The sequence below is a fragment of the Pseudomonas sp. genome (assembly GCF_030150285.1).
In the GTDB taxonomy this organism is placed as follows: Bacteria; Pseudomonadota; Gammaproteobacteria; order Pseudomonadales; family Pseudomonadaceae; genus Aquipseudomonas.
Genome location: NZ_JASLGE010000032.1, coordinates 43,712 through 61,027 on the forward strand (window position 1 = coordinate 43,712; position 17,316 = coordinate 61,027).

A 17,316-nucleotide genomic window follows, 5' to 3' on the forward strand; every position below is an offset into this window, starting at 1 on the left:
TGGCCCTTGCCCGGGTTGATCCGCGATCAACCCGGGGTGGGGCGTAGAAGGCCGTTAGGCCCCGTGGTTAAAACTCGTAAGAGAGGTTGATTGTACCTGTCGCCCCTTTGCGCTCGCCAAAGAAGCCTTGTACACCCACGTCCAGTTTTACGGCCGTCAGCGAGGCGAGGGGGGTGGTCGAAATGCCGACTTCGACGATGCCGGTGCTGCCCCCCAAATCAGGCTTTTTAATCGACATGTCGAAGGCTTTGCCTGAGACTTTTCCGTCGAATTCATGCTCGTAAGCAATACCGGCATAGGGTGCGATTTGTGGGGTGGCCGCGTAGGTGTAGCGGGTGCCGGCGCGCAAGCGCGAGCTGTTGTCGCTGCCAAAGCTGAGCTTGTCGTTGCCGATCATGACGCTGTCAGCGTCAATGCGGCTCCAGCTGTAGCGGCTGTACACATCCACCGATTGTTTTTCATCCAGGTTGAAGGCGTAGCCGAGGCCAGCCATGGCGCTGACGTAGTTCGATTTGGCGTTGTAATGCCCGCGTACGCCGCCGGCATCCACCAGGTCGTTGCTGTCAAAGCTGGTCTTGACCTTGCCGGCCCGCAGGACGGCATCGACGTACAGGCCATTCTTGCTGCCGACTACCGGTGCCGGGGCTGCTTTGGGGGCGGTGCCGGCGACATCCATGTGCATCATCAAGCCCGCGCCGGTGTAGCGCAGGTCGCCCGTGCCGTGCACATCGCCATAGCCGGCGAAGCTGTTGTAGCTGTCGTAGTTGCCTTGGCCATGGTCGATAAAAGCGCCCATCATCATTTTGCTGGTATCTTGCAGCTCAACGCAGCCGCGCAGGCCCAAGGCCATTTTGAAGTCCCGCACCCGGATGTGTGAGCCCGTGTCGTAACGGCTGGAGCCGCCATCGCCGATGAAGAAAAAGTTGGTGGCGCAGGTGTTAAGGCTCTCGCGGATCATATCCGTGCCCTGGTTGGTGAAGGCGAGCGCGGCGGCGCGACCTTGCAGGAAGGCTTCCGATTTGGGGTTGAGGGTGCCGGCAGGGGAGCCGTCGGTCTCATCCTTGCGGTCAATGTTCAGCACAAAGGCATCATCTTCCATGCCGAGATTGGCATCGTAAACAATGAAGTGGCCTTGCTCGACCTTGACTCGGGTTGGGGTGGTAGCCCCTTGTGCCTTGTCGATCAGCACCACCTTGTCACCGGCATTGAGTTGGTTGCCGTCGCTTTCCATGGCGACGGTGTGCTGGGTATTGGTGAGGTTCACCGCGTCCGGCCCGGTGATGGTGATCAGGGTGTCTTGATTGACCACATCTTTAGGCAATAGCCAGTTGTATTGTTCGAAGTTGTAGATCCCCGCGAGCGAACCCCGGTAGCCATTGAGGTTCAGGGTATTGCCGCTGAAGGCCCTGCTGGCGACGGCCTTCCCGTCGCCGTCGACACTCTGGCCGCCATACACCGCACCGGTGATGGAGAGCAGGGCACCGTTCAAGGTCACGGTGTTGTTTTGCGCCAGGCCACCCAGGCCCGCCACGCCCCCCATACCGGCCGCGCCACCCTGGCTATAACCGCCATACACATCGCCGGAGATTTCAGATTGACCTGAAACATTGATTGTATTGTCGCTGGTGTCGCCACCGTTACCACCGTTTGAACTCACACTGGAGTAGCCGCCGGCACCGCCACGGCTGAGCCCGCCGTACACGGAACCGCCCATATGGCCGTCTGAAGCGGAAGGGGCCGCCCTGGACGCTCTGTTAAGAACGCCACCGGCATCGCCGCCGGCGGCCCCGTTCAGGATCGTATTGGTCAGGTTGAGGGTGTTGTTGGAGATTGCACCGCCATCGCCTCCCGAGGCGTTGCCTTCTTCAGCAACGCCGCCTGCGCCGCCTTGGCTAAGCCCGCCAAAGACTGAACCGCCGCCATGGCCGCCTGCGCCCGGAATGTCAGCGTAGGAACTGCCATTGCCGCCCACGGCCCCTGTGAGCCGGGTGTTGGTCAGTGAGAGGATGTTTCCTGTGATGTCTCCTCCCTGGCCGCCCGCCGCAGCGCCTTCCGAAGCGGCTCCTCCGGCCCCGCCGGTGCTGATGCCACCAAACACCGAGCCGCCACCGTTACCGCCATTGCCAGCGTTACCGGACGCGCTGCCATGGTTGCCAGCGCCGCCGGTGATCGTAGTGTCGCTCAGCGTAACGGTATTGAAACTGACGGCACCGCCCGTGCCGCCATTGGTGAGGCTCTCTGTAGAGGAACCCCTGAAAATGCCGCCCGCACCGGCGGTGCTGACGCCGCCGTAGATCGACCCGCCGCCATCCCCGCCTGAGCCTGCCTCTTCACCCGCTGCCCCGCCGTCTGCGCCGGTGATGTCGACGCGTGTCAGGGTGAGGGTGTTTCGCGAGACCGCGCCGCCGTTGCCGCCAAGGGCCATTTCTGCCCCTCCGCCGGCACCGCCGCTGCTGAGCCCGCCGAAGACCGAGCCGCCGCCATGCCCCCCGGCGTTCGCACCGAATTGATCATGACTGCCCGCCGCACCGCCTGCAGCACCCGTCAGAAAGACATCGGTCAGGGAAATGCGGTTGAGCGAAATAGTACCGCCATGGCCGCCAGACGAGGTGCCATCATCCTCCGATAAGCCGCCGTTTCCCCCGGTGCTCAGCCCACCAAAAATCGAAGCACCGCCATGTCCGCCAGCCTTTACAACGGGCTCATCGGAAGGGTTGCTGCCGCCCACACCGCCGATGATTCGGGTGCTGGTCAGTGAGAGGGTATTGGTCGAGATGTCCCCCCCCATACCGCCCGAGGTTGAGCCCTCTTGAGCGCTTCCCCCCAGCCCGCCGCGGCTGACGCCGCCAAACACCGAGCCGCCACCGTTACCGCCGTTGCTGCCAGCCCCTCCGGTCAGTACCGAGTCGCTCACCGTCAAGGTATTGAAACCGACATTACCGCCAGTGCCGCCATCGACGCGGCTGTCGGGCGAGGCCGCTGCGTGATGGCCACCGGCTCCGGCGTTGCTCACCCCGCCGAAGATCGACCCGCCGCCATCCCCCCCTGCGCCCGCCATCCCCGTCCCAGAGTTTTCGCCCGTAGCCCCGCCTTCTGCGCCCGTGAGCACGGCGCGGGTCAGGGTGAGGGTGTTGCGCGAGACAGTGCCGCCGTTGCCGCCAACAGAGGTTTGTGCCCAGCCGCCGGCACCGCCGCTGCTGAACCCGCCGAAGACAGAGCCGCCGCCATAGCCCCCTGAACCGGTAACGCCGTTATTTTCATTATCGCCGGAGGCCCCGCCCGCAGCACCGGTGAGGGAGACATCGGTGAGGGACAGCTGGTTGGACGAAATATCACCGCCATTACCGCCCGAGGCGATGTCATCATCCGAGGCATCATTAGAGCCCCCGCCGGCCCCGCCGTTACTGAGCCCGCCAAAGACCGAAGCCCCCCCGTGCCCCCCGGCCGCGCCAGTTCGATTCAACTCGCTGGTACTGCCGCCCACACCCCCGGTGAGCCGGGTGTCGGTCAGCGAGATGATGTTTTGCGTGATTTCCCCTCCCGTGCCCCCCCTTGCGGAGCCTGTTTGGACCATCCCGCCCGCACCGCCGTTGCTGAGACCACCAAAGACCGAGCCGCCGCCATTGCCGCCCATGCCAATGCCCCCCGCAATGTCGCGGTTACCGTAGTTCCCGCCGACGCCGGCACTGCCGCCATCCCCGCCGTTGATCGTGGCTCCATTGACAGTGATGGTATTAGAGCCCGCTTTGCCCGCATTGCCGCCATCGGCTGTCGCAGCGTAATCGGCGAAACCGCCCGCGCCGGCGTTGCTCAGCCCGCCGATGAGAGACCCGCCGCCCTGACCGCCCGTGCCGCCACCGCCCCCGTTATTTTGCAGGCCGCCTTTAACGCCGCCGCCCTGGCCGCCGTCACCGCCGTCTAGCGTGATATTGGTGAGCGTGAGCGTATTGCCCGTGACATCGCCTGCATTGCCTCCGTTACTGGTGGAGGTGGGCGAATAGCTATACCCCGCGGCCCCACCGTTGCTTAAACCGCCGACAATCGACCCGCCACCATTACCGCCGCTACCGCCCCCGCCTGTGCCATCCGTGGTTTGCCCGGCATTGCCGCCCGCCGCCCCGTTCAGTGTGGCGTCCGTGAGGGTGACGGTGCTGCCGGTCACGTTGCCGCCAAGGCCGCCATTGGCCGATGAGGTGTCGGCGCGTGCACTGCCACCTGCACCCCCGGCGCTGACGCCACCGTACGCCGAGCCTCCCCCATGCCCCCCGTCACCCTGGCCGCCTTGGCCTTCAAACTCTGAAACGCCACCGCTACCGCCTACCTCGCCCGAGAGCGTGGCACCGGTGATGTTGAGTGTGCTTTGAGTGATGTTTCCGCCGCGGCCGCCCTCGCTGGTGCCATGGCTGGCGACAGTTCCTCTATCCTCCGCTTCTCCCCCTGCGCCGCCGGTGCTCATCCCCCCAAAGACTGAGCCGCCGCCGGCCCCACCGGCCCCACCGGCGCCTTCGCCCGTGCTCCCGCCCTTGCCGCCTGCGGCACCGGTGATTGAGTGAGTGAGCGTCACCGTATTCTGACTGAGTGCACCGCCGTTTCCGCCATTGGTGCTGGCACCCTCATCGTATGAGGTTCCGCCCGCGCCGCCGCTACTGAAGGCACCAAAAAACGAGCCGCCGCCCTGGCCGCCGGCTCCAGCCCCGCCTGACGACGAGCCTGAGCCGGGGTTTTGGCCGTTGCCACCCGGTGCCCCGGTGAACGCAGTGTTGGGTGGGGTGATATCTTGGTTAGCGATATTGGCCCCATCGGAGCCATTCGTTTGGCCCGGGGCATCAGTTGCAGCCGCCCCTTGGTTGAATTGGCCTTGATCATAACTCTCGGTGTTACCGGCCTGGCCAGCCGTGCTAGCCGCCCAGGCGGAAGAAGATAAGAACAGACTTGAAGAAATAGCGATGGCTAAAGGTGTTAAGTACAAGTGCATAGTGCAATCCTCTCTTTTTATGGGGGAGAACGCAGTATTGGCTTCAGCGTTCCTTTGCTCTGGAAAGCAAAGGTAGTTGGGGAATCGGCAAGCGCCGGTAAGTTGTAAACGTTGCGTCGGCAAAGCCGATGAGCGGTTAATGCTTATCGAGCCTTGGGTCTCTTTAAATATGTTTCCTGCGCCAATGGGTGTGTGCGCTGTAACCCGCGTGATAGCCAGTTATCGGCAGGTTGATTGGCGCTGCTATGATGTTTTTTCAGTGTGGGGTTTTGCTCGTTTTAATGCGGGGGTGCATAACTTTAAAAGGAGGCGTGAATTTTTTTGTTAGGTTGGCTTAATACACTTTAGTATTAATTATTTAGTACAAGTTTAAGGCCGCATTGGCAGTGGCTATTAATGCGCCTTGAACGCTGTTATTTGGGCGCATGCGACCCAATTGATTAACGCGTTGCGGCGGGAAGAGAGGCGTTACAGGCTTAAACACGGCGGGATGACAGCGGGTTCTAACCCGCCCCTGTTCGCCTGGGGTCAGACGAACAGGGGCGGGGGGTGGATCAATGTTGCAGGATTTTCGACAGGAAACTGCGGGCTCGTTCTGAGCGCGGCGCTCCGAAGAACTCTTCGGACTTCACGTCTTCGATGATTTCACCACCGTCCATAAACACGATGCGGTCAGCCACTTTGCGGGCAAAGCCCATTTCGTGGGTCACGCACATCATGGTCATGCCTTCGCCCGCCAGTTCGACCATCACGTCCAGCACTTCGTTGACCATTTCCGGGTCGAGGGCCGAGGTGGGTTCGTCGAACAGCATGGCGATGGGGTCCATGGCCAGGGCGCGGGCAATGGCCACCCGTTGTTGCTGGCCGCCGGACAGCTGAATCGGGTACTTGTGAGCGTGGTTTTTCAGGCCCACGCGCTCCAGCAGCGCCATGCTCTTTTTCGTGGCGGTGGTGCGGTCGCGCCCCAATACCTTGATTTGCGCCAGGTTCAGGTTGTCGGTGATGGTCAGGTGCGGGAACAGTTCGAAATGCTGGAACACCATGCCTACCCGTGCGCGCATTTTGGGCAGGTCGACGCCTTTGCCGGTCACGGGCTGGTTCTCGATGAAAATGTCGCCTTCCTGCACCGGCTCAAGGCCGTTGACGCATTTGATCAGGGTGCTCTTGCCCGAGCCGGAAGGCCCGCATACCACCATGACTTCACCGCGCTCGAGCTGGGTGGTGCAGTTTTTCAGGACCTGAAAGTTACCGTACCATTTGCTCAGGTTGTTCATCTGGATCATGCGGTTCTCTCCATGTTTCTTTTCATGCGTTTGGTCAGGCTGGACAGCAGGTAACAGATCACCAGGTAAACGAAGGCTACGAACAGGTACAGCTCGACCAGACGGCCGTCACGCTGAGCAAACTTGCTCGCTGCGCCGGTGAAGTCGGCAATGGACAGCACGTACACCAATGAGGTGTCCTGGAACAGGATGATGGTCTGGGTCAGCAACAGGGGGGCCATGCGCCGCAAGGCCTGGGGCAGAATCACGAACATCATCGACTGGGACGGGCGCAGGCCAAGGGCCGCTGCGGCCTGTTTCTGACCGCCGCTGATGCTTTGAATGCCACCCCGGATAATCTCGCTGTAATACGCGGCTTCGAACATGCAGAACGTCACGAAGGCGGTGGTGACCGGGCCGATTTGCACGGGGCGTTCGGTGCCGAAGGCCATTTGCAGCAGCAAGGGCATCAGGAAGTAAAACCAGAAAATCACCAGCACCAGCGGGATGCTGCGCATCACTGTCACGTAAGTCAGGGCAAAGCCCCGCATGACGCGGTTATTCGACAGGCGCATCAGGGCCAGCAGGGTGCCGGTCACAATACCCACCGACATGGCGACGAACGTGAGCAGCAAGGTGAATTTCAGGCCGTTCCACAGGGCCGGCATGGCCCTGACAATGACGCTTGGATCTAGATCAAACATGACTTACCTCGTCGCGCCGCGAATGGCCAGTGAACGTTCGATGTGGCCCATGATGAAGGTCACCAGTAGCGAAATGACGACGTAAATCACGGTGGCGGCGGTGAACGCCTCAAAGGTGTTGAACGAGTACTCGCTGATGTTGCGCGCTTGTGCGGTTAACTCCATCAGGCCAATGGTCAGCGCCACCGATGAGTTTTTCAGGGTGTTCAGCGCTTCAGACGTCAGGGGCGGGAACACCACGCGAATGGCCTGGGGCAACAGCACTTGCAGGTACATCTGGGTTGGGCGCAGGCCCAGCGCCAGCGCTGCACCGCGTTGTCCGGCGGCGACCGATTCGATGCCGGCCTTGAACAGCTCCGATAACTTGGCTGACGTAAACAGGGTCAAGGCCAGGACGGCGCTGAAAAATGAGGGGTAGGGCAATTCCTGTTTGAGGTAATCCCCCATCGTGACCGGCAGTAATTCCGGCAGCACGAAAAAGCAGATGAACATCTGCACCAGCAAGGGGATATTGCGAAACACTTCGGTGTAGACGTTGCACAGCCACACCAGAGGGCGAATCGTGGTGGTGCGCAGGGTCCCGACCAGGCCGCCGATCAGGAAGGCCAGCACAAAGGCCATGACGGTGGTTGCCAGGGTCCAGCTAGTACCCGTGACCAGCCATTGCAGATACGAAGCAGACTCTCCGGGAGCAGAGCTCCAGAAGATGCCCCAATTCCAGTTGTAATCCATGAAAACACCAACCTTTGAGGGGGAGCAGGGGTTGGTGCACACCGTAAAACCCGCCGATCAGTCAGAGGGTTCACGGCGCGCACGCCCGGTAGGGTGACGCTTCGGGATCAGACGCCAGTGTCGTTAGGATGAGCGATGGCTTCTTTCAGAGCTTCGCTCATCGGCAGGTTGATCACGGTATTTTTCGGTGGAATAGGCTGCTGGAACCATTTCGGGTACAGCGTATCGATGTAACCGCTGCTGTACAGGTTGCGCAGTACACCGTCAGCGAACGACTTGAACTGCGGGTCGTTTTTGCGGATACCGATGGCATACGGTTCCGCTGACATGGCTTGAGGCAGCAACGTGTAAGCATCGGGGTTGCGGCTTTGGGCGATGGTGGCCATCAACTGCACATCGTCATTGATATAGGCCGCAGCGCGACCGGTTTCCAGCATCAGGAAGGCCTCGCCACCGTCTTTGGCGTTGAGGATTTTCAGCCCCAGGTTTTTCTCGCGGTCCAGGTTCTTGGTCAGCCACTCGCCGCTGCCCCCGGTGATCACTACGACGGCTTTGCCTTTGAGCTCGTCAACAGAGTTAATGCCGGCGGTTTTCTTGACGGCGTACTTGGCGCTGGCCACATAACTGGTCAACAGAAAGCTGATTTGCTTCTGACGCTCGACCGTGTTGGTCGTCACGCCGCATTCCAGGTCGATAGTGCCGTTAATCAGCAGCGGGGTGCGCGTGGCGGCTACCACCGAAACATAGTTGGTTTTGAGGTTGGGTTCACCGACCTTGACCTTGATCTCATCGACGATTTTCTGGCACAGCTCGATGCTGTAGCCGATCGGCTTCTGGTCATCATTAAGGTAGGAGAAGGGCAACGACGCATCACGGTAGCCGAGGGTGACGGCACCCACTTCCTTGATTTTTTTCAGTGTTCCGGTGAGTTCTTCGGCCTGTGCAGCGCTGGTGCTCATGCAGGCAGCGACGACGAGGGCAAGCAGCTTTTTCTTGTGATCGAACATGGACATCTCCGATGGTTGTTATGGCAGCTTTGGCACAGCGAAAAGACGAGGCCTTCAGCGCAGGGCTGCAAGGGCTTCGTTGATACGAACAACGGCTTTTTTTATTTGCTCACGTGACGTGGCGAACGACAGTCGGAAATACCCCGGCAATCCGAACGCAAGGCCCGGTACAACTGCCACACCTGCGTGTTCGAGCAAGTAGGCGGACAACTCGACATCATTGCTGAGCACTTGGCCTTGCGGCGTGGTGCGGCCCAGCAACTGGCTGCACTCAGGGAACGCGTAGAAGGCACCGGCCGGTGCGCTCAGGCGCAGGCCCTGGCATTGAGCCAGGCCGTCCACCAGCAAGCGCCCGCGCTCGGCGTATTCGCTGGCGCTGGTGCGGACGAAACCCTGAGGGCCTTCCAGTGCTGCGCGCGAGGCCTCCTGGGAAATGGCGCTCGCGCCCGAGGTGCTCTGTGATTGAATTTTGCTGATGGCACCAATCAAGGCCTTGGGGCCGGCGGCGTAGCCGATGCGCCAGCCGGTCATGGCATAGGCTTTGGCCACGCCATTGATCAGCAGCGTGCGCTCGCGCAGTTGCGGGCAGGCATTGCCGAACGAGACGAAAGGCTCGTCGGCCAGCAGTACGTGCTCGTAAATCTCGTCGGACATCACCAGCACATTGGGGTAATCGTCCAGCACGTTGCCCAGCGCCTTAAGCTCGGCTTCGGAGTAAATCGCGCCGCTGGGGTTGGAGGGCGAGTTCAGAATCAACCAGCGGGTTTTATCGGTCAGTGCAGCACGCAGCACGTCGGCTGTCATTTTGAAACCGACGTCGATGCCGCAAGGGATGACTTTCGGGCTGCCGCCATTGAGCGTGACGATATCGGAGTACGACACCCAGTAGGGCGCAGGGATGATGACTTCGTCGCCGGGCTCCAGGGTGGCGACAAAGGTGTTGTAGATCACTTGCTTGGCACCGTTGCCCACGGTGATTTCATCAACGCTGTAGTCCAGGCCGTTTTCACGTTTGAACTTGCCCACAATAGCGGTGCGTAGGGCCAGGGTGCCTTGGGGGGCGGTGTAGCGGGTATGCCCGTCACGCATGGCCTGGCAAGCCGCGTCGATGATATGCGCGGGGGTGTCGAAGTCAGGTTCGCCCAGACTCATATCGACAATGTCGCGGCCCTCGCTGGCCAGTGCTTTAGCGCGCATGGAAATGATCATGCTGGGGGACGAGGAGATCTGTTTGACCCGTTGACTTTCGAAGCTCATGAACTAACCCGCCTTTCGTCAAGGCCCGCCGAACAATCTCGGGCGTTCCGTTGTTGTTGTACGACGTAGTATGACATGAGGATTTTTGCTTTTGCAATCGCTAGAAATCCCTGATTTCAACAAGGCCTTCGAGGCTAAAACGGGGCCTTGGCGAGCCGTTTAGCCACGACAAAGCGGCTGTGACAGGTGGGGAAAAGCACAAGATATACGATGAGTTAACCCGACAACACGCAAGACGCGTACGGATTGCCGATAAGCGGCGCAGGAACAACCGGTGTAATCGTCCGTCAGCCTTTGAAGCGGCTTCAGGCGTGATGGTTAATCGGCTCTGTGGCTCGGGTCGCTGGAAACGAAACCCTCCCTTTGAGTGGCTACCAACCCGACAGACGGTCGTGGGCTCCTTAGATGTTGGGCTATACCTTCGGTTCGTTATTATTTATTTATTTATTTAATTAAATAGGGAGCATTTATTAAATGGGTTCTATAGGAAGCATGACTAAACCCGAGCATGGATTTCTTACAGCGGCCATTCAATACCCGGTGCCGATTGTTAAATCCAGGGCGGATATCGATAAACAGATCGAAAACATTGTCACTATTATCAAAAATACCAAAGCCGGGTATCCCGGTCTGGAACTTATTGTTTTTCCTGAATACAGCACTCAGGGGTTGAATACAGCGAAATGGCTGACGGAAGAGTTTCTCTGTGATGTGCCCGGCAAAGAAACCGATCAGTTTGCCAAAGCCTGTAAAGAGGCTGGGCTTTATGGTGTGTTCTCAATTATTGAGCGCAACCCGGACCCGACCCAAAACCCCTTTGACACCGCGATTATTATTAACCCGCAAGGCGAGATCTGCTTAAAGTACAGAAAACTCTTCCCGTGGACCCCTATCGAACCCTGGTCGCCCGGAGACCTTGGTATGCCGGTGTGCGACGGCCCGGGTGGCAGCAAGCTGGCGGTGTGTATCTGCCATGACGGTATGCTGCCGGAAGTTGCGCGCGAAGCCGCGTACAAAGGTGCCAACGTCTTTATTCGCATTTCGGGTTACAGCACACAAGTTAACGAACAATGGAAACTCACCAACCGTTCGAACGCCTGGCATAACTTGATGTATACGATCTCGGTGAACTGCGCCGGCTACGATGGCGTGTTCTACTACTTTGGTGAAGGCCAGATCGTTAACTTCGATGGCACCACCCTTGTTCAAGGCGACCGTAACCCCGGAGAAATTGTCACCGGTGAAATTTACCCGCATCTGGTTGACAGCGCCCGGCGTACATGGGGGCTGGAAAACAACATTTATAACCTCGGGGCCAGGGCCTATGTGGGTGACCCGGGTGGCGACCCGGATACCGGCTTGACTTATATTAAAGACCTGGCCGCCGGCACTTATAAGTTGCCTTGGGATAAAGATATCAAAATCAAAGACGGTTCCATTTACGGGTACCCGACCACGGGCGGCCGCTTCGGCAAGTAATCCAGAGCCGCACACCCGATCCCCCCCCTGCTGACGGTGTATCGTCAGCAGGGGGGGATTGCGCGTTAGTCCCCCCGCTTATCCGCCGCCTGCCTGTCAGCTAATCGGTTCATAGCCTTCAATGTGATCCGGCCAGGCGCTCAGCACCTCAAACCCGTTGTGGGTCACGGCCACCATATGTTCCCACTGCGCTGACAGCGAGTGGTCTTTGGTGACGACGGTCCAGTCATCCTCCAGCACTTTCACATGGCGCTTACCGGCGTTGAGCATGGGCTCAATGGTAAAAATCATGCCTGCCTTGAGGGTCAGGCCGTGGCCCGGCTGACCGTAGTGCAGCACCTGCGGTTCGTCGTGATAGACCTTGCCGATGCCGTGCCCGCAGTATTCGCGTACCACGCTGTAGCCGGCATTTTCAGCCAGCGACTGAATGGCATGGCCGATGTCCCCCAAGGTTGCGCCGGGGCGAACCGTACGAATGCCGGCGCACAGGGCGTCGTAGGTGGTTTTGGCCAGGAGCTGCGCCTCAGGGCCGGGTTCGCCCACGAAGTACATGCGGCTGGTGTCGCCGTACCAGCCGTCTTTGACCACGGCGATATCGATGTTGACGATATCGCCGTCCTTGAGCGGTATAGCGTTGGGGATGCCGTGGCACACCACATCGTTGACCGACGCGCACACGGTCTTCGGAAAGCCGTGGTAGCCCACGTTGCCCGGGATGGCCTGTTGTACGTTGACGATGTAATCGTGGCACAGCGTGTCGAGCTGGTCGGTGGTCACACCGGGCTTCACATGGGGCGCGATCATGGCCAGCACTTCGGCGGCCAGTTGCGCCGCTACTTTGGATTGGGCGATCTGGGCCGGCGTGTGGATAACGATGTTTGATCTCATGGATGGATTTCCGTGGTGGCAAAAGTGGCGTCAGCCAGCTCGCACAGGTGCTTCAAATCGAGGCCACCCTGGCGTTCGGCGTCGATCAGCAGGCGGCAGATCTGGTGATGGTTCAGATTGGGGTGCAGCTCGGCCAACATGCCGACCCGCATCCAGTGCTCGGCCTGGGCATTGATCGAGCGGCTCAGGGCGTTGCTGGCCACGCGCAGGTTTTCGTGCATGGCGTCCGAGATCTTGACGATACCCATTGGTGTACTCAATACGAAATATATATGAATCGTATACTAGGCGATGCCGGGTCAGCCCTGCAAGCCATCTGCACCCGTCCATGTGTAGACAGGCCAGACAGTCGATCCCTATGCTGGCACCACTATAAAAACAAGCCAGTCCGCCATGAACCCTGATTCTGCCTTTCGCACTCTGCTCCATTGGCTTGCCCGGCCCCATCGCACCCTGGTGGCCCGCTATACCTTGCTGTCGGTGGTGGTGATGAGCATCGCGCTGATCGCCCTGGCCATTTTGTACGAGCAATTGGCCAAGGACCTGCTCAACCGCCTTACCGGTGAACGGCTCGACGCTCAAGCGTTATCCACCGCCAACCGCTTGTCGTCCTTTTTGGATGATCGTTTTTACCAACTGTCGGCCCTGTCCAATCACCCCAACATGCCGGACTTTATTGCCGACCAGTCACACTTTGTCAGTGATGTGGATTCGTTGCTCAAGCTGGAGGGCGACTTGCCCTTTATGTACGGCGTGCTGTTTTTTGACGAGCACAACCGGCTACTGAAAGTACTGCCCGGCCAGTCTGCTTCGGGCGAGCCTTACTGGGGCAATGCGCACTGGTCCATTGCGGATTTGCCCGTGCAATGGGTGGGTGATGTGGAAGTCATTGGGCCGTTAGGGCCCGAGGCGGGGCGCTCGGGCAGTTTTCTGATTCGCAAAACGGTGCGCAATGGCCGCACCAACCAGCGCGTGCGCATTGCGCTGCATTTGCGCCTGGCGTCGTTGACCGAGTTACTGGTGAGCGCGGGCATGGGGGGCGTAGTCGCACCGCTGCTGCGGGTGCCGGAGGGTGCTTTTTTCGACCCCACAGGGCGGCGGGTACCCGCCCCGGCGCAGTGGCATGAGGGGCCGCTGATTTTGCCCGGCTGGCAATTGGTATTCAGCGTGGAGCCGGGGGCCATTCTCAAGCCGCTTAACGATGCCCGCTGGTGGTTGTACTGGGTGGCAGCGGCCTTTATCGGTTTTATCCTGATCGTGTTTTTCACCCTGTCGCGCCAGTTGCGCTCACGGGTCAGCACCTTGTTGCAAGGGGCGCATCAACTGTCGATGGGGGACTTGAGTTACCGCTTGGCTCAACCGCCACAGGATGACGAAATCGGCCATGTGGCCCGCGCCTTTAATGTGATGGCTGAACGGCTGGCGCAGGTCATGGAAAAAACCGTACGCAGCGAAAACCTGGCGGTGCTGGGCACCTTCGCCACCGGCGTGGCCCATGAAGTGCGCAACCCGCTGGCCACCATGAAAACCACGGTGCAAGCGTTGCTGCGCCGTGAGCAGGAACCCGAGCGGCACCAGTTGTTGAGCGATCTGGTCAAGGAAATCGATCGTTTGTCACGGGTCACCAATGACCTGCTGGAGTACGGCCGGCCGCACCCGCCCAAGCCACAGGTGGTGTCGGTGGCGCAGTTGTTCGAGCAAACGGCCCAATCGGTGATGCCACAGATGCAGGCGCGTCAGGTTGAATTTCAGTACGAGGCAGCGCCGGATTGCCAGGTGCTGATCGACCCGGACCAGGCGCAGCAAGTGCTGCTCAACCTGTGCCTGAACGCGTTGCAGGCCAGCGCTGATGGCAGTGTGGTCAAGCTCTACACCGAGCCCGGGGCAGGCCGTGTGCGGATGGTCGTGGCCGATCAGGGCTGTGGGATCTCGGCAGTTGATCTGCAAAACATTCGCCAGCCGTTCTTCACCTTAAAGGCCCGGGGCACCGGCCTGGGCTTGAGCATTTGCCATCAACTGCTGGAGGCCAATGGCGCGCGCATGGAAATTGTCAGTACCGTAGGCGTGGGCACACAGGTCACACTGGACTGTTGTGCACCACCGCGTTCTTTGTAGCCGCTGCCCGTGTGGCGTGTCAGCGATTACGGGTTTATAGGGATAACCCTCGATGTCCGATGTTCACGTTTTAATTGTCGATGATGAAGAAGCGCTGGTGCGCTCCCTCAGTTTTGCCTTGCGCGAGGAGGGCATGCGTATCAGCACGGCCAACAGCGGTGAGGCCGCGTTGCAACACGCACTGGATGACATCGACCTTGTGCTGCTCGACCTGGGCCTGCCGGGCATTGACGGCATGGCCACCCTGGAGGGTTTGCGTCAGCGCAAGCCGCAGTTGCCGGTGATCATGATCTCGGCCCATGGCGATACGCGGGCCGCTGTGCAGGCGGTCAAGGGCGGTGCCACCGATTACCTGACCAAACCATTTGAGCTGGACGACTTGCTGGCTACCATTGGCAGCACCTTGGCCCTGGAAGCTCCCGAAATGCCCATCAGCCTTGAGCTGACGGCGGGCCTGCAAGGCCAGAGCGCGGTCATGGCCGGCCTGCACGCGGCGGTGCAGCGCATCGCCCGCAGCTCCGCGACGCGCATTCTACTGCTGGGTGAATCCGGTACCGGTAAAACCCTGGTGGCTCAGGCACTGCACGGGCTGAGCGTGCGCTCGGCCAGCCCGTTTATCGAGGTCAACTGCGCGGCCTTGCCGGAGCAATTGATTGAGGCCGAACTGTTTGGCTCCGAAAAAGGGGCCTACACCGGCGCGCATCAAAAACGCGTCGGGCTGGTCAGCCAGGCCAACGGCGGCACGCTGTTTCTGGACGAGATCGGTGAACTGCCGCTGACCTTGCAGGCCAAGTTGCTGCACTTTCTGGAGAACGGCAACTACCGCGCCGTGGGGGCCAGCCAGGCCAGCAGCGCCGACGTGCGCGTGGTCGCGGCCACCAACCGTGACCTGGCCGACGATGTGCGGTTGGGGCGCTTTCGTGAAGACCTGTTTTACCGCCTGAACGTCATCACCGTGGATATTCCCGCGTTGCGCGAGCGCGGTGACGACTTGCTGCTGTTGGCCCAGTACTTCGCCCGGCGTCAGGCCGCGGAAGAGGGCGTCGAGGCGATTCGTTTTCTACCCGAGTGTGTGGCGGCGCTGCGTCGGCATCGCTGGCCCGGCAACGTGCGCGAACTGAAAAACCTGGTCGAGCGCCTGACCATTCTGTCGCCGGGCCAGGCCATCAGCGCGGCGATGCTGCCTGCACACCTGCAGGCTGCCCCCGGCGCGCACCCCTCCGAGTTGATGCTGGGCGACCAGCTTGAGCGTGCCGAGCGTGATCTGGTGAGCGATGCCCTGGCCCGCAGCGCCGGCCACAAAGGTTTGGCGGCGCAATTGCTGGGCATTTCGCGGCATGCGCTCAAGCGACGTTTGCAGCGCCTGGGCATTGAGCGCTAACCGCTCAACCTTGCGCGCCGGTTGAGCGGTTAGCGCTCAAACTTTCTGCGTTTAAAGATCGCGAGCACGCTCATTCCTACAGAAGTATCTGCAATATGTAGGCGCGGGCGTGCTCGCGATCCTTTTGGCACATCCCTTGCTCTATCCCTTTCGCTGACCAACAAGAGGCGTTCACAACGCCCGAAGGATTTTTATGCGCCCGATCCGTCAATGGGGTTTCCACTTCCTGGCTCTGAGTAGCCTGCTTGCCAGCGCCGCCGTTTGCGCCGAAGCCGGGCGGCTGGAGTTGGGTGTGCCTGCCGCACACGCCGACCTGACCATGGGCTGCCTGTACCCGATGACCGAGCGGGCCGCCATTTATGGGCTGGACAGCATCCTCGGCATTCAGGTCGCCCTCGCCGAGCTGGAGGCCCGCCACCAGGCCGGTGAGCCGGTACCGCGCCTGCGGGTGATCGTCGACGATGACCAGTCCAAGGCCTCTTACGGTGTCAGCCTGGCCAAAAGTTTTGTGCACAAGGACGGCGTACAGGTGCTGTGCGGCATGGTGTCGTCCGGCGTGGCCCTGGCGGTCAGCCAATGGGCGCGGCAGGAAAAAGTGCTGATGATCGGCACTGACCACGCGTCCTCGCGCATGACCCTGGAAAACGGCCACCCGTACTATTTTCGCGTGACCAACGACACCTGGACCTCCATGGCCGCTGGTGCCCGCTACCTCAAAACCCTGCAAGGCAAGACCGGCTGGAAGCGCCTGGCGTTTATCGGCCCCGACTATGAATACGGCCACGTGTCGCGCGATGACCTGCACGCCGCGCTCAACCAGTTGGGCGTGAAGTTCGATGATGTCATTGAGCTGTGGCCGCGCCTGTACGAGCCGGACTACTCGGCCTACATCACGGCGCTGGAGCAATCCAAGCCCGACATTATCGTGTCGGCCCTGTGGGGCGGCGACTTCCACGCCTTCCTCAAGCAGGCCGCCGGTACGCGTTTGCTGGACACCGCGCGCCTGGCGAACTTTGACACCGGGGCCAACTACGACTTTCTGGTGTCGCTGGGCAACAAAGCGCCGGCGGGGCTGATTCTGTCGGCCCGCCATCACAACAACTGGCCCGATACCGCACGCAACCATGCCTTCGTCGAGCGTTTCCGCGAAATGAGCGGGCGCTATCCCACCTACGCCGCCCAAGGTGCTTACACCGGGGTGATGGTGCTGGCCAAAGCCTACGAAAAGGCCGGGGGTGCCACCGACACCCAAGCGTTGATCAAGGCTCTGGAAGGCCTGGAAATTGCCTTGCCGGAAGACCCGCAAGGCTTCGATTCGCGGATCGACCCCGTGACCCATCAGATCCAGCAGAGCCAGGCCATTGGCTCGCCGGTCAGCAACACCGATTACCCGCCCGCCCAGTTGATGCTGGGTGATTGGTCGGTGTACTCGGCGCAAGAACTGCAACTCGACAGCGCCACCTTAAAGCGGCGTCTGGCAGCCCGAAAACCCGTTGTCGAAGGGCAGGCCCCCTAG

At 60.5% G+C, this 17,316-nt stretch carries 12 protein-coding genes; 4 read left to right on the forward strand and 8 right to left on the reverse strand.

Annotated features, from left to right (window positions below; all coding sequences use genetic code 11):
• Positions 1 to 67: 67 nt before the first annotated feature.
• The 6 genes from Q1W15_RS06910 to Q1W15_RS06935 all read right to left on the reverse strand — a co-directional run bounded on the left by Q1W15_RS06910 (position 68) and on the right by Q1W15_RS06935 (position 9,937).
• Positions 68 to 4,975, reverse strand: coding sequence for a hypothetical protein (locus tag Q1W15_RS06910; protein WP_300725426.1), 4,908 nt, complete (start codon positions 4,973 to 4,975; stop codon positions 68 to 70).
• A gap of 554 nt (positions 4,976 to 5,529) precedes the next feature.
• Entirely contained in the window at positions 5,530 to 6,258 is a 729-nt protein-coding gene (locus Q1W15_RS06915; RefSeq protein WP_300725428.1) for an amino acid ABC transporter ATP-binding protein, read from the reverse strand.
• Complete coding sequence (locus tag Q1W15_RS06920) at positions 6,255 to 6,941, reverse strand: ABC transporter permease subunit (RefSeq protein WP_300725430.1); 687 nt, start codon at positions 6,939 to 6,941, stop codon at positions 6,255 to 6,257. The genes Q1W15_RS06915 and Q1W15_RS06920 overlap by 4 nt, the downstream gene beginning before the upstream one ends.
• A gap of 3 nt (positions 6,942 to 6,944) precedes the next feature.
• Positions 6,945 to 7,673 (reverse strand): amino acid ABC transporter permease, encoded by a 729-nt coding sequence (locus Q1W15_RS06925; RefSeq protein ID WP_300725432.1) that lies wholly within the window; start codon positions 7,671 to 7,673, stop codon positions 6,945 to 6,947.
• Between the two features lie 107 nt (positions 7,674 to 7,780).
• The gene (locus Q1W15_RS06930; RefSeq protein ID WP_300725434.1) at positions 7,781 to 8,680 is read right to left on the reverse strand and encodes an amino acid ABC transporter substrate-binding protein; all 900 of its coding nucleotides are present in this window, start codon (positions 8,678 to 8,680) and stop codon (positions 7,781 to 7,783) included.
• A 54-nt stretch (positions 8,681 to 8,734) separates the two neighbouring features.
• Positions 8,735 to 9,937, reverse strand: a complete 1,203-nt coding sequence (locus Q1W15_RS06935; RefSeq protein ID WP_300725436.1) for a pyridoxal phosphate-dependent aminotransferase — start codon at positions 9,935 to 9,937, stop codon at positions 8,735 to 8,737.
• A 474-nt stretch (positions 9,938 to 10,411) separates the two neighbouring features.
• Between Q1W15_RS06935 and Q1W15_RS06940 the strand changes: the two genes are divergently transcribed.
• Positions 10,412 to 11,416, forward strand: coding sequence for a formamidase (locus Q1W15_RS06940; protein WP_300725438.1), 1,005 nt, complete (start codon positions 10,412 to 10,414; stop codon positions 11,414 to 11,416).
• 96 nt (positions 11,417 to 11,512) lie between these two features.
• On the opposite strand, the gene map is transcribed toward Q1W15_RS06940, so the two are convergent.
• Both map and Q1W15_RS06950 read right to left on the reverse strand, forming a co-directional pair.
• Entirely contained in the window at positions 11,513 to 12,304 is a 792-nt protein-coding gene (gene map, locus Q1W15_RS06945) for a type I methionyl aminopeptidase (RefSeq protein ID WP_300725440.1), read from the reverse strand.
• Positions 12,301 to 12,552, reverse strand: a complete 252-nt coding sequence (locus tag Q1W15_RS06950; RefSeq protein ID WP_300725443.1) for a ParD-like family protein — start codon at positions 12,550 to 12,552, stop codon at positions 12,301 to 12,303. Before Q1W15_RS06950 ends, map begins: the two co-directional genes overlap by 4 nt.
• A gap of 145 nt (positions 12,553 to 12,697) precedes the next feature.
• On the opposite strand from Q1W15_RS06950, the gene Q1W15_RS06955 reads away from it, so the two are divergent.
• The 3 genes from Q1W15_RS06955 (at position 12,698) to Q1W15_RS06965 (ending at position 17,316) form a co-directional block, all read left to right on the forward strand.
• On the forward strand, positions 12,698 to 14,419 hold the full coding sequence (locus Q1W15_RS06955; RefSeq protein ID WP_300725445.1) for an ATP-binding protein: 1,722 nt from the start codon (positions 12,698 to 12,700) through the stop codon (positions 14,417 to 14,419).
• A 52-nt stretch (positions 14,420 to 14,471) separates the two neighbouring features.
• Positions 14,472 to 15,800: a sigma-54 dependent transcriptional regulator gene (locus Q1W15_RS06960; RefSeq protein ID WP_300725447.1), complete on the forward strand. Its 1,329-nt coding sequence runs from the start codon at positions 14,472 to 14,474 to the stop codon at positions 15,798 to 15,800.
• A 193-nt stretch (positions 15,801 to 15,993) separates the two neighbouring features.
• Positions 15,994 to 17,316 (forward strand): ABC transporter substrate-binding protein, encoded by a 1,323-nt coding sequence (locus Q1W15_RS06965; protein WP_300725449.1) that lies wholly within the window; start codon positions 15,994 to 15,996, stop codon positions 17,314 to 17,316.